This window comes from Amycolatopsis thailandensis (genome assembly GCF_042723255.1).
In the GTDB taxonomy this organism is placed as follows: domain Bacteria; phylum Actinomycetota; class Actinomycetes; order Mycobacteriales; family Pseudonocardiaceae; genus Amycolatopsis; species Amycolatopsis thailandensis.
Map to the genome: position 1 here is coordinate 1 of NZ_JBHXJK010000076.1, position 11732 is coordinate 11732.

At 66.8% G+C, this 11732-nt stretch carries 14 protein-coding genes and 1 other RNA gene; 7 read left to right on the plus strand and 8 right to left on the minus strand.

The genetic code is table 11. The features are described from left to right. Positions 1-47: 47 nt before the first annotated feature. Positions 48-833 (plus strand): IclR family transcriptional regulator, encoded by a 786-nt coding sequence (locus ACFWMR_RS26920; protein ID WP_378380392.1) that lies wholly within the window; start codon positions 48-50, stop codon positions 831-833. On the opposite strand, the gene ACFWMR_RS26925 is transcribed toward ACFWMR_RS26920, so the two are convergent. Further along, positions 821-1036, minus strand: coding sequence for a hypothetical protein (locus ACFWMR_RS26925; RefSeq protein WP_093936178.1), 216 nt, complete (start codon positions 1034-1036; stop codon positions 821-823). The genes ACFWMR_RS26920 and ACFWMR_RS26925 overlap by 13 nt on opposite strands. A 337-nt stretch (positions 1037-1373) precedes the next feature. Here ACFWMR_RS26925 and ACFWMR_RS26930 point away from each other — a divergent pair, with 337 nt between their 5' ends. After that, positions 1374-1712, plus strand: a complete 339-nt coding sequence (locus ACFWMR_RS26930) for a hypothetical protein (RefSeq protein ID WP_378380373.1) — start codon at positions 1374-1376, stop codon at positions 1710-1712. A 56-nt stretch (positions 1713-1768) separates the two neighbouring features. On the opposite strand, the gene ssrA is transcribed toward ACFWMR_RS26930, so the two are convergent. Next, positions 1769-2141, minus strand: a transfer-messenger RNA (tmRNA) gene (gene ssrA, locus ACFWMR_RS26935). Positions 2142-2296: 155 nt separating this feature from the next. Here ssrA and ACFWMR_RS26940 point away from each other — a divergent pair. From ACFWMR_RS26940 to ACFWMR_RS26960, 5 genes are all read left to right on the plus strand, one after another. Next, positions 2297-2992 carry a sensor domain-containing protein gene (locus tag ACFWMR_RS26940; RefSeq protein ID WP_378380375.1) on the plus strand — a complete coding sequence of 232 codons (696 nt, stop codon included), beginning with the start codon at positions 2297-2299 and terminating at the stop codon, positions 2990-2992. Beyond that, on the plus strand, positions 2989-4128 hold the full coding sequence (locus ACFWMR_RS26945; RefSeq protein ID WP_093936182.1) for a sensor histidine kinase: 1140 nt from the start codon (positions 2989-2991) through the stop codon (positions 4126-4128). The genes ACFWMR_RS26940 and ACFWMR_RS26945 overlap by 4 nt, the downstream gene beginning before the upstream one ends. Positions 4129-4180: 52 nt before the next feature. Beyond that, complete coding sequence (locus ACFWMR_RS26950) at positions 4181-4822, plus strand: response regulator transcription factor (RefSeq protein WP_005168420.1); 642 nt, start codon at positions 4181-4183, stop codon at positions 4820-4822. 81 nt (positions 4823-4903) lie between these two features. Continuing rightward, on the plus strand, positions 4904-5155 hold the full coding sequence (locus tag ACFWMR_RS26955) for a hypothetical protein (RefSeq protein ID WP_093936184.1): 252 nt from the start codon (positions 4904-4906) through the stop codon (positions 5153-5155). A gap of 93 nt (positions 5156-5248) precedes the next feature. Continuing rightward, positions 5249-6574 carry an acyltransferase family protein gene (locus ACFWMR_RS26960; RefSeq protein ID WP_378380376.1) on the plus strand — a complete coding sequence of 442 codons (1326 nt, stop codon included), beginning with the start codon at positions 5249-5251 and terminating at the stop codon, positions 6572-6574. Here the strand turns inward: ACFWMR_RS26960 and ACFWMR_RS26965 are convergent. The 6 genes from ACFWMR_RS26965 to ACFWMR_RS26990 all read right to left on the minus strand — a co-directional run bounded on the left by ACFWMR_RS26965 (position 6564) and on the right by ACFWMR_RS26990 (position 11431). Then, positions 6564-7460: an amidohydrolase family protein gene (locus ACFWMR_RS26965; protein ID WP_378380377.1), complete on the minus strand. Its 897-nt coding sequence runs from the start codon at positions 7458-7460 to the stop codon at positions 6564-6566. The two genes, ACFWMR_RS26960 and ACFWMR_RS26965, sit on opposite strands and share 11 nt — an antisense overlap. Then, the gene (gene smpB, locus ACFWMR_RS26970) at positions 7457-7939 is read right to left on the minus strand and encodes an SsrA-binding protein SmpB (RefSeq protein WP_034322147.1); all 483 of its coding nucleotides are present in this window, start codon (positions 7937-7939) and stop codon (positions 7457-7459) included. The genes ACFWMR_RS26965 and smpB overlap by 4 nt, the downstream gene beginning before the upstream one ends. Before the next feature lie 51 nt (positions 7940-7990). Next, positions 7991-8884, minus strand: coding sequence for a permease-like cell division protein FtsX (gene ftsX / locus ACFWMR_RS26975; RefSeq protein ID WP_093936186.1), 894 nt, complete (start codon positions 8882-8884; stop codon positions 7991-7993). A 51-nt stretch (positions 8885-8935) separates the two neighbouring features. Continuing rightward, complete coding sequence (ftsE, locus tag ACFWMR_RS26980; RefSeq protein WP_005168409.1) at positions 8936-9625, minus strand: cell division ATP-binding protein FtsE; 690 nt, start codon at positions 9623-9625, stop codon at positions 8936-8938. Between the two features lie 135 nt (positions 9626-9760). Beyond that, positions 9761-10864, minus strand: coding sequence for a peptide chain release factor 2 (gene prfB / locus ACFWMR_RS26985; RefSeq protein WP_037345950.1), 1104 nt, complete (start codon positions 10862-10864; stop codon positions 9761-9763). A gap of 66 nt (positions 10865-10930) precedes the next feature. Next, complete coding sequence (locus ACFWMR_RS26990) at positions 10931-11431, minus strand: PadR family transcriptional regulator (protein WP_020633847.1); 501 nt, start codon at positions 11429-11431, stop codon at positions 10931-10933. Positions 11432-11732 lie beyond the last annotated feature (301 nt).

Sequence of the window (11732 nt, forward strand, 5' to 3'; positions counted from 1 at the left end):
AGAGCAAAGGTCCCTTGCTCCCGCCGCCGGAGGAACAGGAGGTCGACGTGGGTGACAGCAGCGAAGTACCGGCGCTCAGACGCGGCCTCGGCATCCTTCGCGCGCTCGCCGCCCGTCCCGGCCCGGTGTCGGCGGCCGCGATCGCGCGCGAACTCGGCCTCCCGCGTTCGACGACATATCACCTGCTCGCCGAGCTGGAGGCCGCCGGTTTCGTGACACACCTGCCCGCCGAGCGCCGGTACGGCCTCGGCATCGCCGCGTTCGAACTCGGCTCGGCCTACCTGCGGCACGACCCACTCGAACGGCTCGCGGTCCCGCTGCTGCGCAAACTCGCCGACCGGGTGGGCCACACCGCGCATCTCGGCGTACTGCACGGCAACGAGTCGCTCTACCTGGTCAAGGAGCGACCCACCCGCCCGGAAACCCTGGTGACCGAGGTCGGCGTCCGGCTGCCGGGGCAGCTCACAGCCTCAGGCAGGGCGATCCTGCGGCACCTGCTCTCGCCCCATGTGCGCGCGCTCTTCCCGGCCGCGTCGGCGTTCGTCCTGCGCACCGGCCGCGGCCCGCGCACGCTCGCCGAACTGCGCCGCACGCTGAACGCGGAAGGCAGACTCGGCTGGGCGGTCGAAGACGGCCATGTCACCGAAGGATTCGCCTCGGTCGCCTGCCCGGTCTTCGATCACGGCGGCCGGCCGATGGCCGCGATCAGCGTGACCCTCCGCCATCTCTGCCCGGGGGCCGAGGGCTGCGAGGAAACTTGGCCTGAGCTGGCCGAAGAGGTCCGCCTGACCGCGGCCGAACTGACCACTCGGATCGGGGGTCAGGTGCGCTGAACGTGCTTCTTCTGGACTCCTTCGAGCCCGAGCATCGCCAGTAGTTCCGCACAGTCGATGGCGTCCGAGGCATGCCCCGCGACAGTCCTGGCGGCTCTGCCGTTCTGCAGGGTGAGGCGGACTTCTTCCTCCGCGCGCACACCGGCCATCCGGCTCTGGTCTTCTGCGGGATCGGGACGACTGGAGTGCCTGGCCCAGGTCATCTGCCACCTTCTTCCGGCCCTCCGGCGACACGGGGTCGTTTCGTTAGAGGGCCATGGTCGGACACTCAGCATGACACCTCGCCCAACCAAGATCACCATTGAGGGTGAATCGAGATGAAATCGACCTTGATTTAGCTACTCTCCGTGATTCAGAAAATTCTCCAAAGATCGTCTGACGACCAGAGTTCCGCACCAAACCATCTTGTGTCTGGAGCAGTGAATTCCTTAACCGACGAAGATCACTCCGATTGCTCTCGGGTACCGCGCGGCCGTAACGCCGACTAGCGCCCAAGCGACGCTATGCGAGCAAAAGTTCCCGACGAACACAGGACGGTCAATGCCTGAGACCTTCACGATGGACCGCGTCGACCGCATCTCGGACATCCTCTACGGGGTCGCATCCGGCGAAGGGCTGATTCAGTACGCACCCTTGGGCAGGCGAATCGGCGTGCGTCCCGACCACCTCGGCCAGTTCCTCGATCAAGCGTCGACCCGCGCTGAGGGTCAAGGCGACCCACTCTGGAGCGCTCTCGTCGTCTCCAAGGAGAGCGGACGACCTAGTTCCGGCTTCTATGTACTCGCTCGGCGGCTGCGAGCCGAATACAGCGACCTCGACGAGGTGACCATCTGGGACCGAGAGCGCCGACGGTGCTACGCCGCTGCGCGAGCCACATGACGAAACTGGAAACAAGAAGCGGCCCCACCCGGATGGATGGGGCCGCTTCGGCCAGACGGTGGAGGTGCCGGGAATTGAACCCGGGTCCTCTGGCGTATCACCAGGACTTCTCCGTGCGCAGTCCGCTATGTCTCTACTTGGCCCCTTCAGTCACGCGAACAAGCTGAAGTGACGAGCCCAGCCACTGTTTGATTCCCAACCACACCCCGCAGCCGAGTGTGGCGGTAAGCCTCCTAGCTGATGCCGGTGACCGGGTCGGAGGCGACCCCGGACCGACAGAGTTGCTCTACTGCTTAGGCAGCAAGAGCGAACTCGCGCTGGCTCTTAGGCTCGGCGCTTATTGGTTTGCGATGACGCTTACGGTGGTCTCTCGCCTGCACCGGCACGCTTCTCCTGATTCAACGTCCAAAGTCGAAACCGTTCACCCCCTTGGTGGGACACAACCTGTACATCATAACGCGGTCGGCAACCGGGTTAATCCCGCAGGTGGGGCTAGCCCCACCTGGGAGATGCCCGTGGGCACCATGTCACCGGGCGCCCCTGCGCGCGATGCTTGTCTCCTCGATCAGGAGAGGAGCACGACCATGAGTTCGCTAGCGGCCGAGCGGGAGCTGAGCAGGTCCGATCCGTCGTTCGGCGGCTCGCTGGTCTACCTGCTGATGAACCTGCCGATGGGCGTGTGCGCCTTCGCGCTCCTGATGGCGTTCATCTGGGCGGGGATCGGCACGGCGATCGTCTGGATCGGGCTGCCCATCCTCGCGGTGGTGATCCTGACCGTCCGCGGGGCGGCCCGGATGGAGCGCGCCAGGGTGTACGCGCTGCTCGACCGCTACATCGACCTGCCGTACCTCCCGCTGCCCGCCGGCGCCCAGTCGGTGCGCTGGAAGGCGCGGTTGAAGGACGGCTCGACCTGGCGGGACCTCGGCTACTTCTTCCTGCTCTTCCCGCTCGGGATCATCGAGTTCGTGCTGGTCGCGGTGTTCTGGTCGACCAGTCTCGGGCTCGCGGGCCTGCCGATCTACTACCGCTTCCTGCCCGGCGGCGAGTATCGCTTCCCGAACTGGGAGAACGCGTGGTTCACCGTCGACTCGACGGTCTCGGCGCTGCCTTGGGCGGCTCTCGGCGTGTTGTGCGTCGCCCTGTCGGTAGCGTTGACGAAGGCGCTGGCAGGGCTACATGCCCGGCTGGCGGCGGCGCTGCTCGGGCCGACTCACGCCCAGCGCCGCCGTCTGGAGGATTCATGGGGCGAGGTTCCGACGATGAGCACGGTGCGCGGATGACGATCGATCAGCAGGTACAGCACGTCGACATCCCGCGGCCGCGGCCGTTGAGGTCGATCGTCTACATGTTCGTCAGCTTCTTGTTCCGGCTGCTCCAGTTCGTCTTGATCATCGTCGGCCTGGCGGTCGGCATCGGGACGGCGGTGGTGTGGATCGGCTTCCCGATCCTCATGGCCACGACCAACTTCATCCGCTGGTCCGCCGACCGGGAGCGAGGCTGGGCACGGAAGATGCTCGAAACTCCCCTGGAGCCTGTCGAGCGTCTCCCCGTCGAAGGGCTTTCGCTGGTCAAACGCTGGCTGACCCGGCTGACCGACCCGACGACGTGGCGTGACCTCGCCTACCTGATGGTGGCGTTCCCGCTGGCCTGCGTCGAGTTCCCGATCGCGATCGCGTCGATCGTGCTGCTGCCGATGGCGATCTGGGTGACCCCGTGGATCGGCTGGCTGCACGGCAACCTCGCGTTCTCCCTGCTCGGCCCGAACCGCACCCAGAAGCTGGAGCAGAAGGCCGAGCGGCTGCAAGCATCGCGGGCTCGCGGTGTCGACGCCGCCGAGGCCGAACGCCGCCGCATCGAGCGCGACCTGCACGACGGCGCCCAGCAGCGACTGGTCGCGGTCGCGATGAGCCTGGGCCGCGCGAAGTCGAAGTTCGACCAGGACCCGGACGCCGTGCGCGAACTGATCGACGAGGCGCACCTCGACGCGAAGCTGGCGGTGTCGGAACTGCGCGATCTCGCCCGGGGCATCTACCCGGCCGTGCTCGGGGACCGTGGCCTCGACGCGGCGCTTTCCGCGCAGGCCGCGAAATCCCCGATCCACGTCGACGTGGAGGTGGACGTCGAACCCCGTCCGCCGGCCGCGGTCGAGACGACGGCGTACTTCATCGTCGGCGAAACGCTGACGAACATCGCGAAGCACTCGGGCGCGACCGAAGCGGGCGTGAAGGTGTGGCGCACCGACTCGATGGTGATCGTCGAGATCACCGACAACGGTCACGGCGGCGCCGAAGTCCGTCCTGGTGGCGGGCTCGCCGGGCTCGCCGACCGCGCGGCCACGATCGACGGCGTGATCACCGTCGTCAGCCCGCCGGGTGGCCCGACGGTGATTCGCGCCGACCTGCCGTGCCAGTGGTGACCCGTTCGTGAGTGAATAGGCCCTGCCGTTCACTCACGAACCTGGGGGCAGGATGCGGGTCGTCATCGCCGAAGACGCTGTGCTGTTGCGCGCGGGGGTGATCCGCCTGCTCGCCGACGAGAACATCGAGACCGTCGCCGCCGTGGACAACGGCGACGACCTGCTCGGCGCGGTCAAGGAGCACCGGCCGGATCTCGCGATCGTCGACGTCCGGATGCCGCCCACGTTCACCGACGAAGGTCTCCGCGCGGCGCTGGGCGCCCGTGAAGCCGTCCCCGGTCTGCCCGTTCTCGTGCTTTCCCAGTACGTCGAAGAGAGCTACGCCGTCGAGCTGCTGTCCGGCGGCGCGGGCGGAGTCGGTTACCTGCTCAAGGAACGCGTCGCGGACGTCGGCGACTTCCTCGACGCGGTCAAACGTGTCGCCGGCGGCGGCACGGCCATCGATCCGGACGTCATCGCGCAGCTGATGGCGCGCGGCCGCAAGAACCCGCTCGACGCGCTCACCGCCCGCGAATCCGAGGTACTGGGGCTGATGGCGCAGGGCCTGTCGAACACCGCGATCGCGAACTCGCTCGTCGTCTCGCACGGCGCCGTCGAGAAGCACATCGGCAACATCTTCTCGAAGCTCGGCCTCGAAGCGAGTTCGGTGGAACACCGCCGGGTCCGCGCGGTGCTCACTTACTTAGGACGCTGAAGTAGCTCTTGGTGGCGACGCCGTCACTCACCTAACATGGGCAGACTGGTGGTGAGAGACGAGTCGAACCGAGGAGGACCCATGACCGACCGGCCCTCCCACCGTGTCCGCTTCTTCGGCGGCCCTCTCGACGGCCGCGTCCAGGAACTCGGTGACACCGAACCGATCGCGGGCACCGTGCTCAAACACGTCCATCTGCACGACGGGCCGAAGATCGAAACCCGGTACGAACTCGGCCGCGCCGAGGACGACTGCTGGGAATTCCGGCTGTGCTCCGCCCCGGTCCCGGAGCCCGCGCCACGGCCCGAGCCCGAACCCGACGGTGTGGGGTAGGGAAAACTCCACCTTCGACGGACGAAAACAGGAAGACCGATACGGCGGCACGCACTGCTGTTTCCGGGCATGGAAAGCACCAGGCTTCTTTCCATGCACACAAGCCAGAAACAGGGCCGGGACAGGTTCCTGGACATCGTCCGAGCGGTCGCGATCCTCGCGGTCGTGGTCCAGCACTGGGGAATGCCGGTGCTCTCCTACGCCGACGGCAAGTTGTCCACCGGGAACGCCCTCGCGACCCCTGGCTGGTGGGTCGTCACCTGGCTGTCGCAAGTGATGCCCTTGGTCTTCTTCGCCGGTGGGGCGGCGAACCTGATCTCCCTGGGACGCGCCGAAAGTTCCCGTTCCTGGCTCGCGGCCCGGCTCAAGCGGTTGATGATCCCGGTGCTGCCGCTGGTGGCCGTCTGGCTGTTCGTCCCGGACATCCTGCGCGGGATGGGCATCCCGGAGCAGCCGTTGCAGGTCGGCGGCGCGATCGCCGCCCAGCTGCTGTGGTTCCTGGCCGTGTACGTGCTCACCGTGCTGCTCACGCCGCTGATGGCCACCGCGCATCGCCGCTGGGGCCTCAAAGTTCCGCTGGTCATGCTCGCCGCCGCCGTCCTCGTCGACGTCGCCCGCTTCAACGACCTCGGCCTGATCGGTTTCGCGAACGCGATCTTCGTCTGGATGGCCGTGCACCAGCTCGGCTTCCACTACACGCAGGGCCGTCTCGGCTCGCTGAGCCGCAACGCCGCCCTGGGCATGGCAAGCATCGGGTTCGGCATCACCGCGCTGATGGTCGCCTTCGGACCGTACCCGGCCAGCATGATCGGCATGCCGGGCGCGCCGGTGTCGAACATGAGCCCGCCCACCGTGCTGCTGGCCTTCCTCGCGATCGGCCAGATCGGTCTCCTGCTGGCCTTCAAGCCGCAGCTGAACGCCTTGGCCTCCCGTCCGAACCTGGACGCCGCTCTCAAGTGGATCGGCCCGCGGTTCATGAGCGTCTACCTGTGGCACATGCCGGCGCTGATCGTCGTCTCCGGTGTCGCGGTCTACGGCCTGGGTTACGAGACTCCGGAACCGGGTTCCGTGCTGTGGCTGACGATGGTCCCCGCCTGGCTCGGCGCCTGTGGCCTGGTGCTCCTCGGTCTCCTGCGGCTGTTCGCCCGCTTCGAAACGCGGAGCTCTGGTCCCGCCTCGACAGCGCAGACGCCTCAGCTCGTCTTGGCCGGACTCGCGATCGCCGGCGGCCTGCTCGGGCTGGCCGCGCACGGCTTCGCCCCGCTGAGCGACGGTCTCACGCAGGGTCCGGCACCGTGGGTGGCACTGGCGACCGGCGGATTTCTCCTGGCGGGTAAGCAGATCCAGGTCACGGAGCTCGGGGCGCGGCTGCTCGGCCGCGCGGTCTCGGTCACCGAGGTGGCGCAGCTCAAACGCTGAGCAGTTTCGCGGGGGTGTCGTGCAGCACCGCCCGCAGGAAAGGCTCACCAAGGCGATCGTCGGCCGCCCAGCCGGCGATCGCCTGCAGCTGTGTGGCGTACGAGTACGGGATGTTGGGGAAGTCGGTGCCGAGCACGACGCGATCCGGGAATTCCGCCAGCAGATCCGTCCAATCCTGCGGGAGCGGGTTGCCGCGCAGGGTGAACTCGACCCCGACCATCGTGGTGTCGAGATGCACTCGCGGATACTTCCGGGCCAGCTCGAACGCGAAATCGATCTCCGGCATGCCGGCGTGTGCGAGCACCAGCGTCAAGTTCGGATGCCGGACGAGGATCTCTTCGAACAGCCGTAGCCCGGTGTAGGCACCCTTCAACGGTCCGTGTCCACAGTGGACGACCACCGGGACACCCGCGTCCGCCAGCGCGCCCCAGACGCCGTCCAGCAGCTCGTCACGCGGGTCGTAGGCGCCGACCTGGACGTGCGCCTTGAAACAGCGGGCGCCCGCCCGCAGCGCACCGTCCACAACGGACAGGGCTGCCGGTTCGGGGTAGAACGTGCCCGTCGGCACGGCGTCCGGGACGCGTTCGGCGAACTCCAACGCCCAGGACGTCAGCCATTCGGCCATCCCCGGCTTGTGCGGATAGACCAGCGGCGCGAACTTCCGCACGCCGAACGAGCGGAGGGTTTCGATCCGCTCTTCTTCCGACGTGCGGTAATACACCGGCCAGGCCATGCCGTAGTGCTCCTCGGCCTGGTCGAAATAGGCCCACACCTTGTCCATGACCGGCTTCGGCAGGAAGTGCAGGTGGATGTCCACGAGTCCGTCGATGCCCAGCGCCGAGATCCACTCGGGGATCTCGGCGTCCGAGGCTGGTCCGTGGATCAATCGTTGTACCGGCCCTTCAGCGCCCGGCCCATGGCCCGGCTGATGGTGCGGTCCGCGTCGCGTTTGGCGATGTCCTGACGCTTGTCGTAGGACTTCTTGCCCTTGGCCAACGCGATCTCGACTTTGACCTTGCCGTCCTTGAAGTACATCGACAGCGGGACCAGCGAAAGGCCGCTCTCCTTGGTCTTGCCGATGAGCTTTTCGATCTCCTGGCGGTGCAGCAGCAGTTTCCGGGTGCGGCGCGGGGTGTGGTTCGTCCACGTGCCCTGCACGTACTCCGGGATGTGCACGTTGCGCAGCCAGACCTCGCCGTCGTCCACCGTGGCGAACGCGTCGGCCAGTGACGCCCGTCCCTCACGCAGGCTCTTCACCTCGGTACCGACGAGCACGAGACCGGCTTCGTAGGTGTCGAGGATGGAGTAATCGTGGCGAGCCTTGCGGTTCGACACGATCACCTTGTGTCCACGTTCCTTGGGCATAGCGGCGACTCTACGTGAGTTTCTGTGTTCGGGCAGGTGGTTATCGGGCGGCTAGTGGCGCACGTACAGACGCAGCGTCACGTAGCCGGTGATTGCCGAAATGACGACCGAGACGGCGATCAGGATCGGTGCCACCGGGAACAGCAATTCGAGCATGCCGACCGCGGGGAACACGTCACCGGTGAGCACCAAGTCGAGCAACAGCACCTTGGTGAGCACCAGGAAGACGATACCGATGAGCGCACCGACAAGGCCGGCGACCACCGCCTCCAAGAGGAACGGCAGCTGCGTGTACCACCGGGTCGCGCCGACCAGTCGCATGATGCCGACCTCGGTGCGCCGGGTGAACGCCGACACCTGGATCGTGTTGGCGATCAGCAGCAGCGCGGCGATGGCCATGATCAGCGCGGCCCCGAACGCCAGGTTCCGCACACCGTTGAGCGCGTTGAACACGCGGTCCAGTGCCTTCTGCTGGTCGTCGACCTTGCTGACGCCGGGTTTGCCGGTGTACTCCTGGATGATCGCCTGGCTGCGCTCGGGGTTCTTCAGCTTGACGTGGAGCGACGCGGGCAGCGCCTCCGGCCCGGTCAGCGCGAGCAGTTCCGGCTGGCTCTCGAACATCTTCTTGAACCGCTCGTAGGACTGCTCGCGGTTCTCGAACACGACCGACTCGACGCCGTCGTTGCCCTGCAGGTCCTGGCGCAGCGACTGGCAGGCGGACTGCGAGCAGTTGGGGTCACCCGAACTGATGTCGTTGACCAGATAGACCGAAACCTCGACGTCGGCGAGGAAGTTGGCCTTCATCTTGTCGATCGTTCCGACGGCCAGCAGACCGAAGCCGAGCATGGCGAGGGAGACCGCCGTGGTGAGGATCATCGCGATGGTCATCGTGACGTTCCGGCGCAAGCCGGTGACTACCTCGCTGAAGACGAAACTGGCGCGCATCGGGGTTGCTGTCCCTTGGAAGTCGTGGGTAACGGAGGAGGGCGGGGCCGGTCAGCGGCCGATGCCGTAGACGCCTCGGGCGTCGTCACGGATGACCTTGCCGAGCTGAAGCTCGACGACCCTTCGCCGCATCGAGTCCACGATCGAATGGTCGTGGGTGGCCATGAGCACCGTGGTGCCGGTGCGGTTGATCCGCTCCAGCAGCAACATGATGTCCTGGCTGGTGTCGGGGTCCAGGTTCCCGGTCGGTTCGTCGGCGAGCAGCACGAGCGGGCGGTTCACGAACGCGCGGGCGATCGCGACACGCTGCTGCTCACCACCGGAGAGTTCGTTGGGGAGGCGGTCGGCCTTGCCGTCGAGCCCGACGAGTTCGAGTACCTCGGGGACGACCTTGCGGATCGTGGGGCGCGGCTTGCCGATGACTTCGAGCGCGAAGGCGACGTTCTCGGCGACGGTCTTGTTCGACAGCAGGCGGAAGTCCTGGAAGACGCAGCCGATGGTCTGCCGCAGGCGCGGCACCCGGCGACGGGCGAGCTTGGCGACGTCGAAGTTGGAGACCATGACGCGACCCTTGCTCGGCACCTCTTCGCGCAGCAGGAGACGCAGGAAGGTCGACTTCCCGGATCCCGAGGGACCGATCAGGAAGACGAACTCACCTTTGTCGATCTCGACCGACACCCTTTCGAGGGCGGGACGGGTCGAGGTCTTGTAGACCTTGGAAACCTCTTCGAGCCGGATCACGGTTCGGCATACTACCCATGCCCGTCGTTAAGCCCGGGTAGCCCGGTCCCGGCGGCCAAGCGAGCAAGGGACCTTTGCTGTCACTCTCTTCCGGAAAGTGACAGCAAAGGTCCCTTGCTCTCTCACGCAGGGTTGTTACGCGGCCCCGGACTGCTTGCGCCAGCGGATGCCCGCCTCCAGGAAACCGTCGATCTCGCCGTCGAGCACGGACGACGGGTTGCCGACCTCGAACTCGGTCCGCAGGTCCTTGACCATCTGGTACGGGTGCAGCACGTAGGAGCGCATCTGGTTGCCCCAGCTGGAGCCGCCATCCTTGAGCGCGTCCATCTCGGCGCGCTCCTCCTCCTTCTTCCGCTGCAGCAGCCGCGCCTGGAGGACCTTCATCGCGGCCGCCTTGTTCTGCAGCTGCGACTTTTCGTTCTGACACGAAACGACCACGCCGGTCGGGATGTGCGTGATCCGCACCGCCGAGTCCGTCGTGTTGACGCTCTGGCCGCCGGGGCCGGACGAGCGGTACACGTCGACGCGGATGTCCTTTTCGGGGATGTCGACGTGGTCGACCTCCTCGACCTCGGGCATCACCTCGACATGCGCGAAGGAGGTCTGACGACGGCTCTGGTTGTCGAACGGCGAGATGCGCACCAGCCGGTGCGTGCCCTGCTCGACCGAGAGCGTGCCGTAGACGTAGGGAGCGCTCACCTTGAAGGTGGCGGACTTGATGCCCGCCTCTTCCGCGTAGGAGATGTCGTAGACGTCCGTCGGGTAGTTGTGCCGCTCGGCCCACCGCAGGTACATCCGGAGCAGCATCTCGGCCCAGTCGGCCGCGTCGACGCCGCCCGCTTCGGACCGGATGGTGACCACGGCGTTCCGCGGGTCGTACTCACCCGAGAGCAGGGTGCGGACCTCGAGGCCGTCGATGTCCTTGGTGAGGGCCGTGAGCTCCGACTCGGACTCGGCCACGCTGGCGGAGTCGCCCTCGGCCTCGGCCAGCTCATAGAGGACACCCAGGTCGTCGAGCCGCTGCCGCAGCTCGGAAATGCGTCGCAGCTCACTCTGCCGGTGGGACAACTGGCTGGTGACCTTCTGCGCCGCTTCGGGGTCGTCCCAGAGGTTCGGGCTGGACGCCTGTTCCTCCAGCTCGGCCACCTGGGCACGCAGCGCATCCAGGTCCATCACCGACTCGATCTGCGTCAGCTTGCCGGCCAGGTCCTTCAGTGCCGCATCGAACTCATCACTCACGTCGGCCAAGGTTACGGCAAAACCCACGACCGGTTGCGGGGAACCGGTCGTGGGCACCTGTCCGGGTCAGGACTGGGGGATGGAATCCAGCAGTTTCAGTGCCGCTTTCGCCTGCGCCTGAGCGAACTCGGCGACCGCCTTGGCGTAGGGACCGTCAGCCCCCTTGGTGGCGGCCTTGGCCTCGTCGAGCTGCTGGGTGTAGCTGGCGCGCGCCGACTCGAGCAGGGTCGAGCGCTGCTTCACCGTCAGCGAGCCGGCGTGCACGAGACGCAGGATCAGCGGGCTGCGGAGGTGGTCAGGACCGGCTTCGGAAGACAGCCACGTCTTGAACGCCTTCTTGCCCGCCGCGGTGATGAGGTACTGCTGGCTCGACCGCGGGCCCTGCTTGCCGAGGCGGACGAGGCCCTCCTTCGACAAGGCGGGGAGCTCGCGGTACACCTGGCTGCGGGTCACGCTGAAGAAGGCGCCGAAACGCTCACCCGCCCCCGCGACCAGTTGCCCGCCCGTGGCGGGACCGTCGTGGAGAAGACCGAGCAGTGCGGCGGCTGTTGCATTCAATTCGGACACATCCTCTACGGTCCCACTTTTCGGAACCTGTGTCCACTGTGGTCAGCACATCTGTCCATTGTGGCTAGTGATATGCGCTCATTCGGCCCAATGGACTACGCCTGTCCACAAAGGACCGAACACGCTGCGCGACCGGCTTTCGCCACGGACAGCGGCACCCGTCCCCCGCTCCGACCAACGACAGCGGGTGATCGCCCCGGAGGGCGCACGCCGCAGAACCGGGAAAAGAAGAAGCGGGGGGGTGGGGGTTGAGCGGATCGGCGCGGGGTAGTGTCTGTAGGGGGGGGCGGGTGTGTAACAG